The organism is Rubripirellula obstinata (assembly GCF_001642955.1).
GTDB classification, from domain to species: domain Bacteria; phylum Planctomycetota; class Planctomycetia; order Pirellulales; family Pirellulaceae; genus Rubripirellula; species Rubripirellula obstinata.
The window spans coordinates 1-21,673 of record NZ_LWSK01000059.1 but is presented as its reverse complement, the minus strand read 5'-3'; the positions used below and the strand labels follow the sequence as shown (position 1 = coordinate 21,673).

The following is a 21,673-nucleotide window of genomic DNA, read 5'->3' as shown; positions in this document are numbered from 1 at the left end:
GAAGTCTTTTGGGCGTATAGTATCCGAGTCGTGCAATTGCTGAACGGGGTAACGCGACTCCAGATCACAATCATGTAAAAAAAAACGTTTTGGCTAAAAAATGGCTCTCCAACCAGAATGCTGAAAAGCCGCGAGTCCGGCGGATTGGTTCGCTCGTCAACCAATTGATGGCTCGGCGTGGTTACGCCCAGGCGTCTGCGGGTGAGGAAATGTTGCAGTCAGTGGTCGCTGTTGTTGGAACGGAAATTGGAAACGACTGCAGGGTGGGAAAGCTTCGCCGCGGCGTTCTGCAGGTCTACGTCACCGATTCAGCAACCTTGCAAGAATTAAATTTCCAGCGTCGTGGCGTTCTTAGACGACTGCAAAAAGATATGCCTGACAGCAATATCACCGACGTCCGTTTTCGACTTCAATCGTCATGACCTCTTCTGAATCCAACAACAGTATCATCGTCGATGATCGCGGCACCAGCCGATGTTGGTGGTGTGGAACTGAACCTATCTACGTTCAATATCACGATGAAGAATGGGGTAAACCGGTACACGACGATCGCTTGCTGTTTGAAAAAATGTGCCTAGAAGGTTTTCAGGCTGGATTGTCTTGGATCACCATTCTGAAAAAGCGAGAATCATTCCGTGAAGCGTTTTGTAACTTTGATTTCCACCGAGTCGCCCGGTTCGACCAAGACGATATCGATCGTTTAGTCACCAACGCAGGAATCGTCCGACATCGCGGAAAGATCAAGTCGGCGATCAACAATGCACAGCGAACCATCGAAATGACTAAGGACGGAAAATCACTGTCAGACTTCTATTGGCAATTCAAACCAGATCATCACGTCGGTCCCCAAACCAAAGATGACGTTGCAGCGATCACACCCGAATCAACCGCAATGAGCAAAGCACTCAAAAAGAACGGATGGACCTTCGTTGGCCCAACGACCTGCTACGCCCTGATGCAATCGATGGGAATCGTGGACGATCATCTGCCGGAATGTTGTTACCGTTCGGACAAGTCCGTATAGGGCGGATGCTCGAACATGGGGTCAGCATCAACCCTCGGATCGCCGGTTCGGTGCAGCTCACTCATCAATCGATTGTGAAGCTGATTCAGTGTTGTCTGCGAATCAATGTCCTTTGCCAAGTTGTTCATACAATGGGGATCGGCCAATACATCGTAAAGCTCTTGTCTTGGGCGCTTACCAACCGCGTAGTCGAATGATTTTGGATCTTGCCTGCGGTGCATGATAATCCAAGACTTTGTGGGACTGCCATCCATGTCGGGATAAGCGACGTGAGTGTCCTCAACAAGCATTTCAGCGTACTCCGGTGCAATCAATTGTTCGACTGACTCGCCTACCCCCTGGTATGTCCCCTAGATCAACAGAAATCTGCAAAAGGGCCATTCGAGTGCTTGAATTGGAAGAACTAAAACCCCTTCCACCCAAGAGTCACTCGAATGACCACTACAAAGAATTCTACCCGCAACAAAGGCAAAAAAGGTACAACCCGTCGTTACATCGGAAAGCCTTCTGGCGTTATCCAACAGCGGGTCCAGGAGGTTGGGCCGCAGCGTTTCGGGATCGTCTCAGTTGACTGTGCCAAGCGTCGTTCCAAGTGGATGTTCTGTGACTTCTTTGGTCGAGTCATCATTGAGCCCACAATCGTGGAACATCATGCTGGCGCGCTCAAGGCGATGACGCAGCAAGTTGCCGCTGCGTGCGAAGCCGAAGGCATTGGCGACTCGATCGCCGCTGTGGAAATGACGGGGATTTACCACAAGCCCGTGCAAGCTGCTTTTCGCAAGGCGGGCTTCGATACGCGAACGGTTCATCCCTTCGCGTCATCACACTATCGTGGTGCTCTGCATCCAAACGACAAGACCGACGACAACGATCTGGAGGCCATCTTTCACGCTGCCATCAACGGTTATGGATTAGCAACCCTGCCAGTCAGCGAGATTTATCTTTCGCTGCAAAGACTGATTCGTCATCGACGCAATCTGGTCAAGCAACGAGCACGGTTGCAGGTTCAGATCCGCGCACTCTTGCATCAATCGATGCCAGGGTTTGCGGATCTCTTTGAGGACGACAAGCTCTTCAATAAATCGATTGCCATGACGATCGCCCAAGAGTTCTCCTCGGCGGACAGCATCAAGAAAATCAAAGCCGATGGCATGGCTACATTTCTGCGCAACAGCAAGGTGCGGTTCCAAGAGCGAACATTGGACAAAATCTACGCCTGGAGCCTGCAAGCTGCCGACGCCGATCCACTGCATCGCTTACTCACCGAACACTGGAAGCAGCTTCTGCAACTTCGCTCACTCATGACCGAGCAAATACTCGACACCGAAAGAAAAACCGCTAATTCGTTAGCCAAAACGCCGTACATCCTGCTGCTTAGCGTGAAAGGAATCAACATCGTCTCGGCCGGTGAACTCGCTGGCGAGGCTGGCCCACCGGAGCACTACGCTTCGGCGACAGCAATCAATGGTCGGGCAGGACTTTACCCATCACGATACCAAAGTGATGAGGTGGATCGTTCTGGCTCGGTCGCCAAAAGTTGCAACCGCCGCTTGCGGGCTGCTTGCATTCTGGTTGCCAAGAATCTTATCAAGTGTCATCCGTACTACCGGGGCTTATCAGCGGTTTGGGAGAAGCGGGGCATCGTTACAGTCGACCGCCAATGTCGGATGGCGAATCGAGCCAATCGCATGATCTTCCAAATCGTCAGTGGTCGACAAGTCTGGCGAGGCAAATCGATTGATCAAGAATACATCTTATTGAAGCTCCGCGAATTTCACCGCACGCACAAAACGACACTCGAGCAAACCGTTGTCGACCTCAACGAAGCTTTCACTTGGCTGCCAAAGTCAACACACGCTGCCGAAGCGAAACCGCTGGCGGAGCTCGCCCGGAAAAAGAATCGCAGAACAGCATCAATTGGTGATCTGCTCATTCCGTTACTGATCCGCCTTGGAGTCCGCACAGAGAATCCTGTAGAATCACGTTCGTCCGAAGCTTAGAGCCCGCACTGGCTCGTCGTGCTCACCGAGCACACTGATAACATCGATTGACCCCGAGGGTAGGCGCTACTGCGAAAGCAGCGGCAGTCAACAAGCCCGTGGAAAAAGCGTGATGCTCTGCCAGCGGTTCAAACGCCGGATAAGACAGTGTGAGGCTTCTAAGCTTCGGATATCTACCAGGGTGGCGAGACTGAACCACCAAAGCTGACTGAGAAGTGCTCGGTAGCAACGACAAGCCATTGGACTTTGAGACTCAAAAAAACTACCATCTGGTGGTGCCGCTAGGAATATGCGCGCACCTCGCAAAAGCGAGCATTTTCAAGTTTGACCATGACAGTGCTTTTCTATTTTCTGCTCCGTTTTGGTTACTTTTTAGCTTTTTTGCCCCTCCCCCCCTTGATTTCAGATTTCGGCCCTTTTGTTTCAGTTTTCCACCCTTCTTGTCGTTTTTCGGGGGGTTTTTGCCACATTTGTTGCGATCGTCGTTCTATTTTGCTGGGACAAGGTTGATCGAGCTTTACCTGCTAATAATTCAGGATAGGCTAACATTCCCGGTCTCGCATGCACGGCGAACCGGAATAGTCGATCAATTTCACAACACGTGCAATTTCTTTGGAGACAACCTCATGAGACTTCGGTTAGTTACTTTATTTGCGTCGTTCGCCTTCTGCGCGATCTTAACGACAAGCCTTCACGGTGCCCTCGTCGTGACGAGTGAAAACTTCAACGACCCCGGCGCAGCAGAACCAGGCGGTGAAACGAACTTTGGTTTTGAAATCACCATTGCGGACTGGGGCGAATCAGTAAATGTAAATGGCACCGGCGGAGCTTTTAATGACTTTTTAGGTGCTGGAAGTAGTTTTACCGGCTTGAACGGGAATGCGGCTGGTCTGTCAACTGCGGGATATATCTACCGAGAAATTGGTACCCAAGACTCTTTCCTGTCGATTGGGGTTAGTGGCATCAGTTTAACTCGGGACAACGGGCAGCGTAACACGATTGGAGTGGAGCTTTTCTCATTGCCGGCGAGTGACCCTTTCGCGTTTGCAGAAGTTGGGAACGATATCGCAGATGAAGCCAACGCGGTATCTCTTGGGGAATTCGTGTCTAGTGATCCAGCGAACATGATCGGTGCTACAGCACCCTTCAGCTTCTCATACGATGTAAGCGGAGTCGCGAATGGCGACAGGTTGTTCGTTCGATTAAGAAACACTGGCTTAATTCAAGGGCAGAACGCCCCATCATTGGGCTATGTAGACAATTTGGCTTTCACTGCGGTAGTCATTCCTGAGCCTTCGTCTTTCCTCGCGATTGGCCTTGTAGGCATTGCATCCTTTACTCGCAGGAAGCGTTAAAGCTTTTTTAGGGAGTGAATGGCAATTTTGAGAGCCAAGGTCCAGGCCTTGGCTTTTTTCGTTTGCCCTCCGAAGCTGGAGAGTTCTTTCGGGGTTTGGAAAGTCACACAGTGCCACCCAAGTGCCATTGCTCATTAATTTTGGGCTCTGTGGTCAAGAATGGGGCAGCGATCCGACAAATTGTTGCGTTCGCCCGACCGCTTAGGAACTGTCCTGAAACAAGTTCCGTATTTGGCGAACTCTCTCGTAGCTGGCCCGCCAGGGTTCAGTCGGGTAGAGCTCAACGCCGTGAAGAGTTTTGGTCTCGGAAAAAACGTGTTAGTTCGTTTAACCGCGTGGGCATCGCCCCGCGCGTCGTGCTGCCCCGGACGCGCGGGGCGATGCCCACGCGGTTAAACAGTCCAGAAAACCCTTCACGGCGCGGGGCGATGCCCAACGCGGTTAAACAAGTTGGATAACCTTTGCGGCGTTGGGGTCAGCCCATCACTGGGTGGATCCGACTGAACCCTGGCGGGCCCAGCTACGAAAGATTGCGTCAAATACGGAACTTGTTTTAGCGCCGTTTTGGGAATGGCATTGTACTGCGTCGGATTATCTACAAACGTTTGAGCAAAGGCGGGTATCAACAACGTGCAACGGCATGCTTCAGCGGCAACCACGCCGCGTCCGCTCGGCTGCTCGCAACACATTGCTGGATGAAATACATCCCTTCGACTCCATCGCAAATGTTTGGGTAGACCGTGTTGCTGTTGTCAATCTTTTGACCAGCCGATCTTGCCGCCATGGCGTCGAACGCGGACGCATAGACGTTTGAAAACGCCTCGAAGAACGCTTCCGGGTGACCCGACGGCAGACGACATGCGTTTGCACCGGAGTCGTTCATGTAGGCGGCGTTGGGATCGCGAGTGTAGATCTGGTGGGCTTTGCCGTTTTGTCGGTAGATCATCTCGTTTGGATTTTCCTGACGCCAACGAAGCGATCCCTTTGTGCCATCGATCTCAATCTCCAAATCGTTCTCGCGGCCGTGGCTGATTTGCGACGCTGTGACGGTCCCCAGAGCACCGTTTTGGTAGCGGATCACCGCGGTGCCGTAATCGTCTAACTTGCGACCTTCGACAAACGTCTTCAAGTGACAACTGACCGATTCCGGCAGCTCGCTGGTCATGTAGCGTCCCAGGTTGTAAGCATGAGTCGCGATGTCACCGAACGCGCCCGCAGCACCACTCTTGGTTGGGTCGGTTCGCCACGCGGCCTGCTTTTGGTCTTCGGCTTCCAATTGGGTTCGCAGCCATCCTTGGATGTACTGAGTCCGGATCGCGTTGATTTCGCCCAGTTCGCCGCTGGCAATCATCTCGCGTGCCTGACGCACCAACGGGTAACCGGTGTAGTTGTGAGTGACCGCGAAAACGACGTCACTGTTTTCAACCGTTTCCATCAACGATTCGGCTTGCCCCAGATCGAAGGTCATCGGCTTGTCGCACATCACGTTGAACCCAGCTTCGACGGCCGCGCGAGCGATCTCGAAGTGCGTGTGGTTGGGGGTGGCGATCGACACGAAGTCAATTCGCTGGTCCTCGGGCAACTTTGATTCCCCGTCCAACAGAGCTTCGTAACTTCCGTAGGCCCGCGATTCGTCGATGCCATAATCGGGTGCCGACGCTTTGGATCGTTCGGGGTTACTGGACAGAGCCCCGGCGACCAATTCGGCTCGGTTGTCCAAGCAGGCGGCGATCGAGTGGACGCGGCCGATGAATGAACCGGCACCGCCGCCAATCAGAGCCATGCGAAGTTTTCGATTCAGCGGTTCGTTCAGTGCCATCGTTGAGTTTGCCTATTTACGGGATGAAATTACGTGCGACGAACGAACCGGCGGTTCCACCTCAGAAAGCGTCACCTTGGTTCGCTGCGACCAGTTTGGTAATCGTAAAGCGGTCGGTGGATGCGTACAATTACGCTACGACTTTCCTCAACCCCGAAAAACAGGTGCTTCCATGACAGAACAACCGCGAAACGGCCTCAGGATCAGTAGTGCTAACGACGGTTCCGCAAGTGTCTGTTGTCCTGGTCTGATGAAATTTTCATTTTCGGCGATGGCCGTTTTGACCGCAATTTCGATCGCATCAGCAGCCTACTTTGCCGGGATCAGCCGATCCGAAACCGACATCGCCAACCTGCCGATCCTGGAGGCAACTTCGGCGGTGACCAGCGACGGGTTTTCAATGGCAACGGGCGCGGTTAGCGAAGATGCAGACGGATTATTTGTTCTTGATCACAATTCGGGTTTGCTGCAATGCAATGTGATCTATCCACGCGTCGGTCGTTTTATGGCTCAGTTTTCGATCAATGTCGCTGACGCAATCGGTGCCAGCGGCAAGGGCGGAAAGTACATGATGTTGACCGGCCGAGCGGATTTCCCTCGGGCGAGTAATCGACCTGCCGCCGGGACGGTGGTCTACGTGATCGACAGTGCGACCGGCAACTACGCCTGTTACGGAATCCCGTTTGACCGAGTCGCGATGAATGCCAACCGCGTCCAAAAAGGGGCATTGATCTGGATCGCATCCGGCAGCGCCAACCCGGTCGTCGATCGCGACAACATGCGGTAAGTCAGCGACGCGTTTCTACGAAACAAATTCCCGATTTACCAACCCCAAGAGTACCCCAACCAGATGAACCTCACCGACGGATTGAACGAGGCGCAAGCGGAAGCGGTTCGGACTTTGTCTGGACCGATGCTAGTGTTGGCCGGTGCAGGGACGGGGAAAACGCGAGTCGTCACCGTTCGCATTGCCAACCTGATCAAACATGGCGTTGCACCGGATCGCATCTTAGCGGTCACGTTCACCAATAAAGCCGCCGGTGAAATGAAGGAGCGGATTGGGGAACTGATCGACAAGCGAACCAGCAGCGGAAAAAAACGGAAACTCAAACGTGGCGAGAAACCGCCACCGGCACCGACGGTCAGCACGTTCCACTCGCACTGTGTCCGTGTCTTGCGACAACATGCGACCGCGCTGGGATATCCGGACAAATTTTCGATCTACGATCGCGGCGATCAAGAATCATTGGCGAGGCAAATCCTGCGAGAACTTCGGCTGCCCAGTGCTGCGCTAAGTCCCAACGACATGCTGTTCATTATCGGCGGCTGGAAAAACGCGTCCGTCAAACCCGAAGAAGCCAGCTACATCGCGGCGACCGACAAAGAGCACTTTGCCGCCGCCGGTTACCGACGTTACCAAGAAGGTTTGATGCTTCGCGGGGCAATGGACTTTGATGACCTGCTGTTGCAAACCGAAAACCTGTTTGAATTGCGTGCCGATATTCGCGATCAAGAGGCAGCGAAGTTTGATCATGTTCTCGTTGACGAATACCAGGACACCAACGGGTCGCAGTACCGGATCACGAAGCACTTGACGATGCGTCACCGCAATTTCTGTGTCGTCGGTGACGATGATCAATCGATTTACGCTTGGCGTGGTGCTGATGTTACTCACATTTTGAACTTCGCCAACGATTGGCCTGATGCGAAAATCGTTTGCTTGGAAAACAACTATCGCAGCACCGCTGAAATTCTAAAAATGGCCAACCAATTGATTGGCTACAACACGACGCGTCACGACAAGACTCTGATCGCCAGCCGCCCGACCGGTAAACGGCCCAGAATCTGTCAATTCAAGGACGAAGTCGCTGAATCGCAAACGGTGGTCAAAGAGATCCATCACTTGATTCACAATTTGCACATTCAACCCAAAGACATCGCGATCCTATTTCGCACCAACGAACAACCGCGAATCTTTGAAACCGAACTCCGCAAAGCCGACGTGCCCTACGTGATGCTGGGGGCACAATCGTTTTTTGACCGCCGCGAAGTTCGCGACTTGGTTTCTTATCTGAAATGGATCGAACAACCCAACGATGAAGTTGCCCTGCGTCGAATCATTAACACGCCACCGCGCGGTCTGGGCAACAAGTCGATCAAGTTGCTGGTTGAACGGGCGGTCGAGCGGGGCGTGACGTTGTGGGATGTGATGACTGATCCGTCGGCAACCCAAGATTTGCCAACGCCTGCCCGACGCGGGATCGATGACTTGCAGAAGATTGCCGAAGACGTTCGCGATCGCGGCAACAGCGAGAGTTTGGTGGCTGGCATGCAAACGTTGTTGACGCGGACAGCGTTTGCAACGGAGGTGGCGAGCCGTTACGACAAGCCCGAAGAACGCGAAATGCGGATGGCGTCGATTGGCGAATTGTCCAACGCGTTGTCGGTGTACGAAGACAAAGCCGAGGCTGCCGACCTGACGGGATTTCTGGGCGAGATCGCGCTTTCGGGCAAAGAAATGGGTAACGAGAAAGACAAACTGGCCAAGCAAAACGCGGTCTGGTTGCTGACGATGCATGCGGCCAAAGGTTTGGAGTTTCCGTTCGTATTCATGGTCGGCATGGAAGACGGTTTGCTGCCACACAGCCGCAGCGTCAAGAGTTGCAATGAAGACGACATCGCCGAGGAAAGACGGTTGTGTTACGTCGGCATCACGCGGGCCCAAGAAGAACTAACGATGACGATGGCACTAACGCGGCGAAAATGGGGCAAGCCACGACCGACGACGCCTAGCCGGTTTCTATACGAGATCACCGGGAAAGCAGACAATCCGAACAAGTACCGAAAGAAGAAACCGATCCGGGCAGCGGGTACGTAGATAACGAGCCACAGATGGCTGTCGCAGAACCACGGATGTTTTGGCGCACTCAACATCCGTGGTCCCGCGAAAGCCATCCGTGGTTAATTAACTCGCAAACAACCTGGCACCTTCAACCACCGGATACCCCCGAAAAAACTCCGTCGAAGTCATCGGTTTCTTCCCAGCAGGTTGCAGAGTCTGAATCCGAATGAACCGATCACCCGTCGCGATGATCACGCCATCCTCCGTCGTCAGCAACTCACCCGGCGAATGGTCGTGGCTTGGTTGGTCGGTAACCACAATCGCGTGAATCGCCAAACGCAGCGGCGGTTTGTTTTCGCGTGGTTTGTAATGGGTGAACGCGATCGGCCATGGAATCATGCCGCGAACGTGACAGGATATTTCGGACGCGGATCGTCCCCAATCAATTTCGCCATCCGCTTTTTTCAAACGCGGAGCCTTGCTGACCTTCGATGCATCTTGATCGATACCAAGTTGCGATTCACCGTCCCAGGATGCCAGTTTTTCGACCGCGGCAAGCGTCGCTGCGACACCCAGTTCCGACAATCGTTGCTCCAGTTCGCCCGAGGTCTCTGCGTCGGTGATTTCTGTTTCAACCGTCTGCATCACGGGCCCGCCATCCAAACGCGGCGTCATGTGAATGACTGAAACCCCGGTCACCGAATCGCCGTTTAGCAATGCCCATTGGACTGGCGCGGCACCACGGTAGGCCGGCAACAGCGAACCATGCAAATTGATTCCGCCAAGCTTGGATGTCGCCAACGCATCAGGCTTTAGAATCTGTCCGTAATCGCAAACGACCAACAAATCGGGCTGTAACATTTTGACTCGATCGATTGCTTCGGGTTCATTGATCGAATCGGGATCATAGAGCGGCAGTTCGTGCTCGGCCGCCCAATCGCGGACTGGCGATGGCGGCGGACCGCCGCGGCTTTTGACTGGCGGCATCGGACGCGTGACGACCAGCGAAATTTCGTGGCCCGCTTGTCGCAGCGCATCGAACGACGGCACCGCGAAAGGCCCAGTGCCCATCAAAACTAATTTCATCGTTGACTGACCTCAGTGATTGGTTCCAAAACGAAAGCGTCCGTGGGTCACGCCCAACGCCGTGAAGGGTTTCTGAACTGTTTAACCGCGTGGGCATCGCCCCGCGCGTTGGGCTGGTTCGAACGCGCGGGGCGATGCCCACGCGGCTAAACGAACTAACACGTTTTTTCCCGGACCGAATCTCTTCACGGCGTTGGGTCACGCCCTGCCCGTAGCTGATCCCGCCTCTAAGCGTATTGGTCGTACCATGTTTTGAGTGCTGCCACCAATTTCGGATCACTATCGATCGCGCCGGACTCTTGTTTCCCTCGAAAAACCGCATCCAACTCTTCCAGCGGCTCTTCGATTTCTCGCTGAGATTCTTCACTCATGCGATCAAAAAACATCATCCCATCGATGTGGTCGTTTTCATGCTGGATCACTCGCGACAGGAATCCGTCAAACGTCTGCTCGATCGGATTGCCCTGCAAATCAAACGCACTAACGCGGATCGACTTGGGTCTTTTAACTTGACCGTGAACACCGGGCAAACTTAAACAGCCTTCCTGCATCGTTTCGTTGCCTTTTGGCAATTGCAGTTCAGGATTGATCATCACGAACTCCTCGCCTTCGCCCCGTTTTCCGGTCGGATTGGCGACGAACAATCGCAGCGGCAAATTCACCTGATTGGCCGCCAAACCAACACCTTCATGCTCGTACATCAGTTCAAACATCTGCTCGACCAAGTTTTTTAATTGGGCGTCCACCCGCCGGATCGGTTTCGATTTGATCCGCAGAGTCGGGTGAGGGTAATGAATGATGCTGAGCTGCATGGTTCAAAAACTGGTCTGGGCAGGAATGAATAGCGGAAAATGCCTCGGTAACAGAATGCCGGCGTAACAGAATGATCGATCGGGGCCAAGCAAAACAGGGGTAACGTCAAACGGAATTTGTTCCGTTGCATTCCCAGATATCGCTCCAACGCCGCGGATTGAATTCCGTTCTACTGGACATACGCGATGTTGCCAGCGACGATAACCGCCATGCACCCCCTGGACTCAAAAAAAACGACTGCCCACGACGCTGCGAACGGCCTGTTCAAAAACGCTTTGCGTGACGCAACCGAGATCCGTTGCCACACTCATAAAATCGCCGACGCGTCGATTCTGGACGCTGGTATTGATACCAATGGATCGCTGGCGGCTGGTTTGATTTTAGCCCGATTGTGTATGGGCGATCTCGCCGAGATTCAAATCACCGCCTGCGACAATGACACTTACGCATCGTCCAACGCTGTCTTTGTGCGAACCGATGATCCGCTGGTCGCTTGCCTGGGTTGCCAGTACGCAGGTTGGCCGATCCAGACCAATGACTTTTTCGCGATGGGCAGCGGGCCAATGCGGATGGCTCGCGGTCGCGAAGAAACGCTGGTAATGCTGAACCTTACCCAAGCCGCTTCTTCGGTGGTCGGCGTCCTGGAATCAGACAAGTTGCCGACGCGATCGGCGGTCGAAACCATTGCAGAACAGTGCGGTGTTTCAACGTCAAACCTGCATCTAGCGATCGCGCCGAGCACCTCGATTGCCGGATCAGTCCAAGTGGTCGCACGCAGCATCGAAACAGCGATTCACAAACTGCATGAATTGAAATTCGACGTCACGCAAATCGTTTCCGCCACCGGACACGCTCCGCTGCCACCGCCAGCCAAACCGGGCGACACCACGACCGGCATCGGACGCACCAACGACGCAATGCTGTACGGAGCAACGGTGACGCTATGGATCGACGCCGATGATGGGGCGATCGACGGCGTTGCCTCAAAAGTTCCCAGCGAAAGTTCACCGGATCACGGGCGGCCGTTTGCGGATGTCTTCAAAGAATACGACTACGATTTCTACAAAGTCGATCCCATGCTATTTTCGCCAGCCGTTGTCGTGATCCACAATTTGCGATCCGGTAAGACATGGCGAACAGGACGATTGAAAACTGATGTTTTGATTCAGTCGTTCACATGAAACGCGGGCCAAGCATTTTGATGCTCGGTGGCGGCGAGGGCTGGCACGCCGATCAACTACGACAAGCTTGCATTCGGCACGGATGCACATTCGACCTGGCCGACTACGAATCACTTTCGGCTTGCGTCGGCGAAACATCATCGGTGACCTGTTCCGCGGGTAATGTGCAATCGTTCGACGCAGTGCTAACGCGAACGATGCCAGCGGCGACGTTGGAACGCATTACATTTCGGTTGGCGACTCTGCATCATTTGCATCGGCAAGGTCAACGGATTGTCAATTCGCCTGCGTCGCTTGAAATTGCGATCGATAAGTATGCGACGTTGTCGGTCGTGGCAGATTTGGGGTATCCCGTCCCCGAAACTCGCGTCGTTCAATCTCGCAAGGACGCGATGGAAGCGTTCACGGATCTGGGTGGTGACTGTGTTGTTAAGCCGATCTTTGGCGGTGAAGGACGCGGAGTCATGCGGGTCGGCTCGCTTGATCTGGCTCACACCACTTTTTCGACGCTGGACCAATTGGACGCGACAATCTACCTGCAACGTTTTATTCCGCCGGGTGGATGCGACACGCGGTTGCTTAGAATCGGAGGCAAGATCACTGCCTTTCGGCGAACAAATACCAGTGATTTCCGGACAAACCAAACGCACGGTGGACAAGTCGCGACGATCAGCCTTGAATCCTGGCAGTCCGAACTTGCCGATCGAGTGTGTGATTCGATTGGACTGGTTTACGGTTCGGTTGACTTAATCGATGACAATCAAACCGCTGGCGGCTACCGAATTGTCGAGGTCAATGCGATCCCGGGTTGGAAAGGCACACAAAGCGTATGCAACGTTTCCATCGCCCAGCAAATGATCGAAGCAGTGATTCCAAACCGGTAGGCCGTAGCGAGCCCCAGCGAGTTACGGCATCATGTTGGCCGTACGTTCCAAAAGAAAAACGATGGCGATCCATGGATTCTGAACACAGTTGCGGCGATTCCCAACCAGCGAACTCGCCTGCCAGCACTGTTACCCGGCACAGCAATGGCAACGTCGCCGATCGCTTGACGGTCATGGCGTCGCTTTTGCCGTCGGCCGTCGCGATCGCTCAGCCCAACGGACCGGTGCGCGATGACACGACGCGAAGCTACAAGCTGACCACGTTCGGCGCACTGGATGAACAGAGCACCACGATCGCAAAGGGTCTGATTCGATGGGGTGTCCGACCAGGCATGCGGATCGCAATGCTGGTGCCGTTCGGTGCATCGTTCATCGAGTTGACGTTTGCGCTGTTGAAAGCCGGAGCGACCGTAATCCTGATCGATCCAGGCATCGGGCGTAAGCACTTGGTTCGCTGTTTGTCGGAAGCCAAACCGGACGGCTTCATGGCGATCCCCAAAGCACAAGCGATACGCACGGTGTTGTCGCGGCGGTTTCCAGACGCCAAGTGGAACGTGACCGTTGGCGACAAGTGGTACGATTTGAATTGGTTGTGGAGCGGCAAGACGCTGTCGCAAGTTTTAGAACTTGGCAAAACCGCCGACGACATCAAGCTGCCGAAAATTGAATCGTCCAATCCGGCGGCGATCATTTTCACCACCGGATCAACGGGTCCGCCCAAGGGAGTTCTGTACACGCACGGAACGTTTCATGCGCAGATCGATCGAATCCGCGATCGCTACGAAATCAAACGCGGTTCGCGAGACTTGGCGTGCTTTCCGTTGTTTGGTTTGTTTGACGCCGTCATGGGCGTGACCACCATCATCCCGGACATGGACCCGACTCGCCCGGCCGATGTGAACCCACGTCGCTTGGCCGAAGCGGCGGCGCAATGGGAAATTGATCAAGCGTTTGGATCGCCCGCACTTTGGAACACCGTCGTCCGCTGGGCGAACGATAATGATTTCTCGCAGCCATTCCCAACGCTGCGGCGAATCCTGTCCGCCGGTGCACCGGTCCCCGCCGCGACGCTGGAAAGTCTGCGCCGGTTGGTACACGCGGAAGCCGAAATCGTGACGCCGTACGGTTCGACGGAAGCACTGCCGATCGCGTCGATCGAATCACGCGAAATCATTTCAGAAACCGGCCCCGCGTCCGCAAAAGGAAAAGGCGTTTGCGTGGGAACTCGTTTTGAAGGCGTGTCGTGGCGAGTGGTCCAGGTGGACGATGGACCGATGGATTCGATCGAGCAAACGACCGAGATGAAACAGGGCAAGATTGGCGAGTTGATGGTCAGCGGACCGATGGTGACGGACCAGTATGTTGTTCGCCAGGATCAAAACAGCTTTCACAAAGTCCGCGATGGAAATCGTGTGTGGCATCGGATGGGCGATGTCGGCTACTTGGATTCGACCGATCGGTTTTGGTTTTGTGGTCGCAAAGCTCATCGCGTCGTCTGCGGAAAGCGAACGCTGTACACCGTTCCCTGCGAAGCGGTTTTTAATGCTCATCCGTCAGTGTACCGAAGTGCACTGATCGGCCGTGGACAGCGTCCTAACCAGACGCCGGTGATCCTGATTGAAACGATTCCCGAATGCTTTCCCAAGACGCCGCAGGACCGCGATCGTCTGCAAAGCGAGTTGCTTAACCTGGCGTCCAGAAATCCTCTGACGATGCGAATCACCGAAATCATCATCCGCGACAAGCCGTTGCCGGTGGACATTCGCCACAACAGCAAGATTTTTCGCGAACGTTTGACCGAAGAGCTTCAAAATGAACATTGACGCTTCCTAGAAAGCCCGAACGCTCAAATTTGATACGTCTCGTCTAAATGTACGGGTCGTGAGTGCCGCCGATCGCGTTTTCAGTGCGAATTTTGAGCATTGCTACCGCACAGCATGCTGGTGTGCGAAACATACTTCTTTAGAGGTCGTTGTCGGCATTCGTCCATCAACAACCTATTTCCTTTCTGTAATGCATGGGGCACATGGCATGACGGATGAAGACTCTGTTCGAATACCAATTGAAGACATCGCGATCGACATTCCATGTCAATGCGATGTAAAAGACGATCTGGGCACCTTGACGTTGATGGCGGGCAACGCGATCACCGCCGCCCTGCGTGACCAATTAATCCAGCGTGGCGTTTCGCATCTGGAAGTCAGTCCGCAGGATGCCGACGCACTCTTGGCAAACAACACCGCGAATGATGCGGGGGTAAAAGGAGCAAAGCCGGCGGCTGCTTCGGCAAACGCCAAGCGAGCGGGGAATCAGCAACGCAAGGATCGAAGCCAAGAAACGTATTCACCAGTTCGCGCGGCAGCGTTCCAGAAACAGTTGTCCAAGAGCGTGAGTGAACTGGCAAGCATTGGTCGTCGTATCGACCAGCTTTCAAATCGCGATATCCAAACCGCTTGCGAGCTTCCCAAAGCATTGCTGGAGATGGTGCTAGACGATTGCGACCAATCCATCGCATCGATTGATTCGGCAAACGAACAAGACAACCTTGCCCATCGATGCGCCCAGATGTCGATGTTGGCTATCAACACTGGGATCGAGATGGAATTCGATAGTGATCGCTTGGAACTTCTTGGGCAATCTGGTTTGCTGCACGATTTCGGACTCTATCGACTAGCGCCTGAACTTCGAGACCCGTCGGCGATCCTGACCTCGGCACAACAAGACGAATACCGACGGCATCCAAACATCACGCAAGATCTTCTGAAAAAATTCACGATCGCGTCAGATGAAATTCGTGTGATCGTCAGCCAAGTTCACGAGCGACCCGATGGACAGGGTTATCCGCGCGGCCTGCGTTCCAACCTTACCCATCCGTTGGCCAATGTGCTCAGCGTCGTTGATGGATACTTAAGCTTGACGGAACCTGGCCCCAACCGAGATCCTATTCAGGCTCACGATGCCCTGGTCGTCATGTTGCACGAGGGCACCCGCGGTCGGTACGACTCGAAAGCGTTACGAGCGTTCCTGACGCAAATCACGCTGTTTCCAATTGGATCACGTGTATTGCTAAACGACGATTGCGAAGCCACCGTGATGCGCCGCGACGCAGCGCACTACGCCACGCCGATTGTCCAAGCCGACGGTTCCGACGAATTCGTTTTCACTCGCACCGATTCGCGAAAAATCAGGCGACCAGCCGTTTCACAAAAACGGCCCGAGAAGCGATTGCTAACTGACCAAATCTCAAGGGTCATGATGGAGGAATTGATTGCGGCGTAGTATCCGTCAAGAGAATCTTTTCGGTTAGTAGGTAGCGGAAGTCGCGTAGACTTTCGGCGTCCACTCGCGACACAGCCTAGTATTTCAAGTCAGCTCAATTTTCGGTTAGGAGGTAGCGGAAGTCGCGTAGACTTTCGGCGTCCACCCTCGTAACCGAAACTCTTGGCGAGTTGTTGATTTATTCAAACAGTCGTCACGTTTCGTTTAACAGTTAGCCGAAGGCGTACTCGAAGGTCGCGTAGACTTTCGGCGTCCACTCGCGTAACCGAAACTCTTGGCGAGTTCCGCTACCCGAAAATTGAGGTGAAGCGGAACACTAGTCCTCCGCCAACAACGCTTCCACGGTTCCTCGCATGTCTTTTTCGCCTGGGTTTCCCTGCCAATTCATCTCGCCTTGCCACCACCGGCGCAGGAAACCTTTCTTGTCAATCAAGTACACCGTCGGCCACATCGTGTTGTGCCAAGCGTTCCAATTCGACGATTTCAAGTCCAACAGTACCGGATACTCGATTCCTTCCTTGATCGCTGCCGCCCTGACCAGATCGGCCGAACGCTCCGAACTTAGTTCAGGCGTTTGAATGCCGATCACCACCAGACCTTGATCAGCGTAGTCGGCATGCCAGGCTTGGTAGTGCGGTAGATTGCGTTGACAATTGATGCACTGGAACGCGTAGAAATGCACCGCAACGACTTTGCCACGCAAATCGGACAATTGCACCGGAGTCCCACGTAACCACGTCACTCCTTCGCTTTCCAGTTCTGGTGCCATCGGGTAGGTCCGTTTGATCTTGGAAAAGTTGAAGGTTTTTCCAGTCATCGATGGCAGCAATTCTGTTTGCTCGGGCGTTAATGCCTTTACAAACTGTTCACGTTCCGTCTTTTGCAGCTCAGCAATTTTGCGTCCGCCTGCTTTCGCGTCTAACTTACCGTCTTTGGCTTGCTGTTGAACTTTAGCAACCGCCTTATCGGTCTGCTCTGCGATTCCGACGAACATCGCACGCTGTTTTTCAGTGACGTCGAACCGTTTGGCGATGTCTGGGTGCAGCACCATGCGTGTGCCTAGTGCTTGGCATTCTAGTTGTTCCAGTCGCTTGACTTGGTCTGGTTGTAAAATTTGCTGCAGCGAAGAACGCAAATTTGATGTGAGTTGGTCGATCGTTGCCAGCCGTTTTACCGTCGGATAATTCCTGGCACGAAACCACTCGCCATCGACTTGCGGCAGGAACTCAATCAACGCAGAAATCTGTTCCGGTTCCAGGTTCAAATCTTCGTGAACCGCATCGTCGCGAATCATTTGCAGCAAGACCGGATCCAGCTCTGGACCTACTTCGTCTGCCATCGATGTTTGCGGCGACAGCAGTGTCAAACAAAATGCAAAAGCCACCGAGGTGATGATTGGAACCTTCATAAAACCCTGTCACAAAACGAGTGAACATCAAAACAGCAATCAGTCGCGTGATTCTAACGGTGCCTCCGTAGGCAATGACCAAAACGAGCACCGTTCCGCCAAAGTTTGCTAGACTTTTGGTTTACAAAACGAACCCTGACTTTAACACCAACCCATCGAGAGACCTTGATGCTGAAACGTTTTTCCGTTGCCAGCCCGTTTATCGCCGCTGTGATCGCCACAACGCTCGCAGTTTCTGCGTCGTTTTCATTTGCCGAGGAATCTCCGTCGCGGGTTCTGCGGCATGCGGTTTTCTTCGCCTTTAACGACGATTCATCGAAAGAGGACATCGCGGCGGTCGTCGAAGCGTTTCGGAAACTGCCATCCCAGATCGATACAATCATTGATTACAAAGATGGCGTGGCAACGCCCGGCGCAAAGATGGCCGATGGGTTCACTCATGCGTTTCTATTGACGTTTCAGGACGAAGCGGGCCGCGATGACTACTTGCCTCATCCGGCTCACCAAGCGTTCGTCGAGGTGCTGAAACCGCATAAGAAAGACGTCTTCGTGGTCGATTACTGGGGCGACCCATCGGACACGCAAACCGGATCAGCTCTGATGCACCCGGTATTCTTTCAGTTTCGTGACACGGCCACGGACGCAGAAGTCAAAGCGGTCGAAGAAGACTTCGCGGGACTTGCAACCAAGATCGACACCGTCAAACATTTTGAGTGGGGAATCAACAACAGCCCCGAAGATCATGACGATGGATTCACGCACTGCTTTATGGTGACGTTCGACGGCCCCGAAGGCTTGGCCGAGTATCTACCGCATCCGGCGCATCAAGCGTTCGTGAAAACGCTTGGTCCCGTGGAACAAATTCGAGTGATCGATTTTGTGGTAGAAGATGAAAGGTAAGACTACCTTAACGTGCCCTGCATCGCTTCCAGGATCGGTTCGCTGATCCCTTGCTGGTGCAATCCGATCAGTTCGGAAACACTCAACGGCACAGCCATGCCGCGATAGCGAATTTGGTTGATCACCATCATCTCGCTCAGCCCGCTGCGAACCATCGTCACGACATCATGGGTGGTCAGCGGTTGGACGTAGTTGCCCGCGGGCGTTGGATGAACGGGTTCGACGTTGTAAACCGGCGGATGAATGGAATGACCCGGAACAACATACTGGGGCGAATGATGCCCCGAATGAAAATTGGAATGATGGTTCGAATGATAGATTCGGTTGTGATTGATTCGGCGATCTTTGGCGTCGCCGATCGCGCCGCCTGCAACCGCACCGACGGCACCGCCGATCAGTGCCCCCGCGGTTTCGTTATTCCCTCTGTCACCGATCGCGACGCCAATGGCCGCGCCCGCTAATCCGCCCAGCAACGCACCGCCACGTCGATTTCGATGCCGTGGGTCCAACGAGAATTGGGCCGTCGCGGCCTGTGCCGAAATGACGATCAGGACAATCAGAAGCGTGAAGCGTGATTTCATGGGAATGACAGCGTGAGTGAAATTTGGTTGAGTGTTCTAGGGTTGGGCAACAACTGGCTTGGTAGAAACCGGAATGTCGCGGACCAGAATGCTTGGCCCGTAAACCTTTTCCATACGCTCGGGCGACTGCAGAATGCTGCTGGCGTAGGACGTTGCTGACGATGGCTGCTGGGTTCGTACCGGAGCACGGTTGGCGGCCGAATAGTTGCGATTCGAATAATTCTGAGAGCTTCGACTCGATTGATTCGAGAATCTGCCAAACGGCCGACCGGCTTCCAAGGTGCCAGCGGTGTTTGCAAAGGTGACGCCGACCGTCAAAGCGGCGATAAGCTTGATTTGGTTTTTCATCATTTTCCTCAGATGGTAGAAACAAGTCTTTCAAGCGTTGCTCATTCCAAGGAAACAAAACGGCCATCGTCAGGGAAATCACTGTGACTTTTTGGCGAACAGGTCAGCAAATCCGCTCGTAACGATTAGGCGATCGTTACAGATGTCGAATCAACACTTTTCGCACAAACGTAGGCCAAGCGTCATAAAACTTACTGGCTGAACAGAATCCCCTCATCAAGGTATGATTCATACACGGCAGTATCTCGTTCATTCTCTCCACCAATCGTTGCACCATCTCAATGACGACCGATTCGATCCGCAACGATCCCTTCGCACGCTTCGAGCGTTCACGTGGCGGCTTTCTGATTCCGATCGCTCTGTTCATTATCGGGGCGTTGATCACCGTTTGGGCCGCGCACACATTGACTCGGTTGAATCAAGTCGATCAACAAGCAAAGCTGAAAGCCCAAGCGGTGCAGATTCAAGAAGAACAACGTGCCAAGGCTCTTCAAGAATTGAAAGCGTTGATTTTGCACATGCAATCGCTCTCGCCAGAGGAACAGCAGGAATTCCTCAAAAACAATCCTCAAATCAAAATCGTCAGGCAACCTGAAACGCCGCCAACTGAACCCCCAACACCTGAAACTCAACAACTGGAAACGAATCAACCGTGACTGACGCCAACCAAGTCGCCATCGAAGCCCTGCGTGGAGCCGTCGAAGCCGCACCCGACAACATCGTTCTTGCCACGCAGTTGTCGAACCTGCTGGTGGAATTGTTGCGATATGACGAAGCCGAGCAAACGATCCGCTTGTCGTTGTCTCACCATCCGGGCAACGTTGAATTGCAATTGGCACTCGCGGACATTTATCTTCGCGACGGCAAGGATTCGCACGCTACCGCGATCGTTGAAACTTTGGTCAAGGGCAAGAATCCGTCACCGGCCGCGATGGTCATGCACGCTCGATTGCTGCAACGCGGCGGCGACATCCGCAGCGCCGTTTCCACCTACCGCGATGCGATCGACAAGGACGAAGACGTCGCCGACGCGGGCCTAGAAAGCTTGTTGGGGATCGAGGACTTTCGCGAATCCGACAGCGAATCCAATCAGGCTGACCCGGCGGCCTGGCAAGATGGCGACCCGGACGAACAAATCGAGTACGAAACCGAACGACCCGATGAAGGTTTCGAATCAGTGGGCGGAATGGAGTCGGTGAAAGAAGAAATCCGGGTCAAAATCATTTACCCGCTGCAACACGCTGAAATGTACGCGGCCTATGGCAAGAAAATCGGTGGCGGAATCCTGTTGTACGGACCTCCCGGATGCGGCAAGACTCACCTTGCCCGCGCGACCGCTGGCGAAGTCAATTCTGGATTCATGTCGATCGGCATCAACGATGTGTTGGACATGTGGATTGGCAACAGCGAAAAGAACTTGCACGCGTTGTTCGACCAAGCTCGTCGCAGCAAACCCTGCGTCTTGTTTTTTGACGAAGTGGACGCGTTGGGGGCCAGTCGCAGTGACATGCGACGAAGCGGTGGCCGCCAATTGATTAATCAGTTTCTATCGGAATTGGATGGCGTCAGTTCATCCAACGACGGACTACTTTGCCTGGCTGCCACCAACACACCCTGGCACTTGGACACCGCATTCAGACGTCCTGGTCGATTCGACCGAGTGATCTTTATCCCACCGCCCGACGCCGAAGCTCGCGCGGAGATTCTGCAGATTCAATTGACCGGAAAACCAACGGACGATGTCGATGTGAAAAAACTGGCCGCAAAGACCGCCGATTTCTCCGGTGCCGACTTGAAAGCAGTCGTTGATCGAGCGATCGAAACCAAGTTGATGGAAGCCGTAAAAACCGGAATGCCAAAACCGTTGACGACCAAAGAGTTGTTAGCAGCCGCAAAGACGGTTCGACCGTCAACGAGAGAATGGTTTTCAACCGCCCGCAATCATGCGTTGTATGCAAACGAAGGTGGTTTGTACGACGAGATTTTGGATTACCTGAACATCAAGTAGTTAGGAACATGCGACTTTTTATAGTCGCCTTTCGCTCCGGACGTCGCATCAGTTACTGCGCGTTAGGCCCGGAGGGCCGGCAGCTCCCTGCCGGGTGCGCGAGCACCCGGATGGCTGCCCCACATCAATTCTCTGGCTCGGTTTC

At 53.8% G+C, this 21,673-nt stretch carries 20 protein-coding genes; 13 read left to right on the top strand and 7 right to left on the bottom strand.

Features of this window, described 5'->3' with window-relative positions:
* The first annotated feature begins 89 nt into the window (after positions 1 to 89).
* Positions 90 to 422, top strand: coding sequence for a DciA family protein (locus RC85_RS15260; protein ID WP_084422707.1), 333 nt, complete (start codon positions 90 to 92; stop codon positions 420 to 422).
* Entirely contained in the window at positions 419 to 1,024 is a 606-nt protein-coding gene (locus tag RC85_RS15255; RefSeq protein WP_068264358.1) for a DNA-3-methyladenine glycosylase I, read from the top strand. Before RC85_RS15260 ends, RC85_RS15255 begins: the two co-directional genes overlap by 4 nt.
* Here the strand turns inward: RC85_RS15255 and RC85_RS15250 are convergent.
* Positions 1,000 to 1,314 carry a hypothetical protein gene (locus RC85_RS15250; RefSeq protein ID WP_149752859.1) on the bottom strand — a complete coding sequence of 105 codons (315 nt, stop codon included), beginning with the start codon at positions 1,312 to 1,314 and terminating at the stop codon, positions 1,000 to 1,002. The two genes, RC85_RS15255 and RC85_RS15250, sit on opposite strands and share 25 nt — an antisense overlap.
* Positions 1,315 to 1,458: 144 nt before the next feature.
* Between RC85_RS15250 and RC85_RS15245 the strand changes: the two genes are divergently transcribed.
* Positions 1,459 to 3,024: an IS110 family transposase gene (locus RC85_RS15245; RefSeq protein WP_068264354.1), complete on the top strand. Its 1,566-nt coding sequence runs from the start codon at positions 1,459 to 1,461 to the stop codon at positions 3,022 to 3,024.
* Positions 3,025 to 3,650: 626 nt separating this feature from the next.
* Positions 3,651 to 4,379: a PEP-CTERM sorting domain-containing protein gene (locus RC85_RS26900; RefSeq protein ID WP_149753037.1), complete on the top strand. Its 729-nt coding sequence runs from the start codon at positions 3,651 to 3,653 to the stop codon at positions 4,377 to 4,379.
* A gap of 622 nt (positions 4,380 to 5,001) precedes the next feature.
* On the opposite strand, the gene RC85_RS15235 is transcribed toward RC85_RS26900, so the two are convergent.
* Complete coding sequence (locus RC85_RS15235) at positions 5,002 to 6,198, bottom strand: Gfo/Idh/MocA family protein (protein WP_235033125.1); 1,197 nt, start codon at positions 6,196 to 6,198, stop codon at positions 5,002 to 5,004.
* 250 nt (positions 6,199 to 6,448) lie between these two features.
* Here RC85_RS15235 and RC85_RS28495 point away from each other — a divergent pair, with 250 nt between their 5' ends.
* Positions 6,449 to 6,985: a hypothetical protein gene (locus RC85_RS28495; protein WP_235033124.1), complete on the top strand. Its 537-nt coding sequence runs from the start codon at positions 6,449 to 6,451 to the stop codon at positions 6,983 to 6,985.
* Positions 6,986 to 7,048: 63 nt separating this feature from the next.
* Positions 7,049 to 9,076: an ATP-dependent helicase gene (locus RC85_RS15225; protein WP_068264347.1), complete on the top strand. Its 2,028-nt coding sequence runs from the start codon at positions 7,049 to 7,051 to the stop codon at positions 9,074 to 9,076.
* Positions 9,077 to 9,163: 87 nt separating this feature from the next.
* Here the strand turns inward: RC85_RS15225 and fmt are convergent, their stop codons facing one another.
* Positions 9,164 to 10,126: a methionyl-tRNA formyltransferase gene (gene fmt, locus RC85_RS15220; RefSeq protein ID WP_068264345.1), complete on the bottom strand. Its 963-nt coding sequence runs from the start codon at positions 10,124 to 10,126 to the stop codon at positions 9,164 to 9,166.
* Positions 10,127 to 10,353: 227 nt separating this feature from the next.
* Positions 10,354 to 10,938: a peptide deformylase gene (gene def / locus RC85_RS15215; RefSeq protein WP_068264343.1), complete on the bottom strand. Its 585-nt coding sequence runs from the start codon at positions 10,936 to 10,938 to the stop codon at positions 10,354 to 10,356.
* Between the two features lie 210 nt (positions 10,939 to 11,148).
* Between def and mch the strand changes: the two genes are divergently transcribed.
* The 4 genes from mch to RC85_RS15195 all read left to right on the top strand — a co-directional run bounded on the left by mch (position 11,149) and on the right by RC85_RS15195 (position 16,283).
* Positions 11,149 to 12,120 carry a methenyltetrahydromethanopterin cyclohydrolase gene (gene mch, locus RC85_RS15210; RefSeq protein ID WP_068264384.1) on the top strand — a complete coding sequence of 324 codons (972 nt, stop codon included), beginning with the start codon at positions 11,149 to 11,151 and terminating at the stop codon, positions 12,118 to 12,120.
* Positions 12,117 to 13,004, top strand: coding sequence for an ATP-grasp domain-containing protein (locus tag RC85_RS15205; protein WP_084422706.1), 888 nt, complete (start codon positions 12,117 to 12,119; stop codon positions 13,002 to 13,004). Before mch ends, RC85_RS15205 begins: the two co-directional genes overlap by 4 nt.
* Positions 13,005 to 13,075: 71 nt before the next feature.
* On the top strand, positions 13,076 to 14,827 hold the full coding sequence (locus RC85_RS15200; protein WP_084422705.1) for a fatty acid CoA ligase family protein: 1,752 nt from the start codon (positions 13,076 to 13,078) through the stop codon (positions 14,825 to 14,827).
* Positions 14,828 to 15,035: 208 nt separating this feature from the next.
* Entirely contained in the window at positions 15,036 to 16,283 is a 1,248-nt protein-coding gene (locus RC85_RS15195) for an HD-GYP domain-containing protein (protein ID WP_068264341.1), read from the top strand.
* Between the two features lie 316 nt (positions 16,284 to 16,599).
* Here the strand turns inward: RC85_RS15195 and RC85_RS15190 are convergent, their stop codons facing one another.
* On the bottom strand, positions 16,600 to 17,691 hold the full coding sequence (locus RC85_RS15190) for a redoxin domain-containing protein (protein WP_068264339.1): 1,092 nt from the start codon (positions 17,689 to 17,691) through the stop codon (positions 16,600 to 16,602).
* Positions 17,692 to 17,859: 168 nt separating this feature from the next.
* Here RC85_RS15190 and RC85_RS28280 point away from each other — a divergent pair, with 168 nt between their 5' ends.
* On the top strand, positions 17,860 to 18,591 hold the full coding sequence (locus RC85_RS28280; RefSeq protein WP_068264337.1) for a Dabb family protein: 732 nt from the start codon (positions 17,860 to 17,862) through the stop codon (positions 18,589 to 18,591).
* A 2-nt stretch (positions 18,592 to 18,593) separates the two neighbouring features.
* Here the strand turns inward: RC85_RS28280 and RC85_RS15180 are convergent, their stop codons facing one another.
* Positions 18,594 to 19,172: a glycine zipper domain-containing protein gene (locus tag RC85_RS15180; RefSeq protein ID WP_068264335.1), complete on the bottom strand. Its 579-nt coding sequence runs from the start codon at positions 19,170 to 19,172 to the stop codon at positions 18,594 to 18,596.
* 36 nt (positions 19,173 to 19,208) lie between these two features.
* Positions 19,209 to 19,520 carry a hypothetical protein gene (locus RC85_RS15175; RefSeq protein ID WP_149752509.1) on the bottom strand — a complete coding sequence of 104 codons (312 nt, stop codon included), beginning with the start codon at positions 19,518 to 19,520 and terminating at the stop codon, positions 19,209 to 19,211.
* A 281-nt stretch (positions 19,521 to 19,801) separates the two neighbouring features.
* Here RC85_RS15175 and RC85_RS15170 point away from each other — a divergent pair, with 281 nt between their 5' ends.
* Positions 19,802 to 20,176: a hypothetical protein gene (locus RC85_RS15170; protein WP_068264331.1), complete on the top strand. Its 375-nt coding sequence runs from the start codon at positions 19,802 to 19,804 to the stop codon at positions 20,174 to 20,176.
* Entirely contained in the window at positions 20,173 to 21,528 is a 1,356-nt protein-coding gene (locus RC85_RS15165) for an ATP-binding protein (protein WP_068264330.1), read from the top strand. The genes RC85_RS15170 and RC85_RS15165 overlap by 4 nt, the downstream gene beginning before the upstream one ends.
* Positions 21,529 to 21,673: the final 145 nt, after the last annotated feature.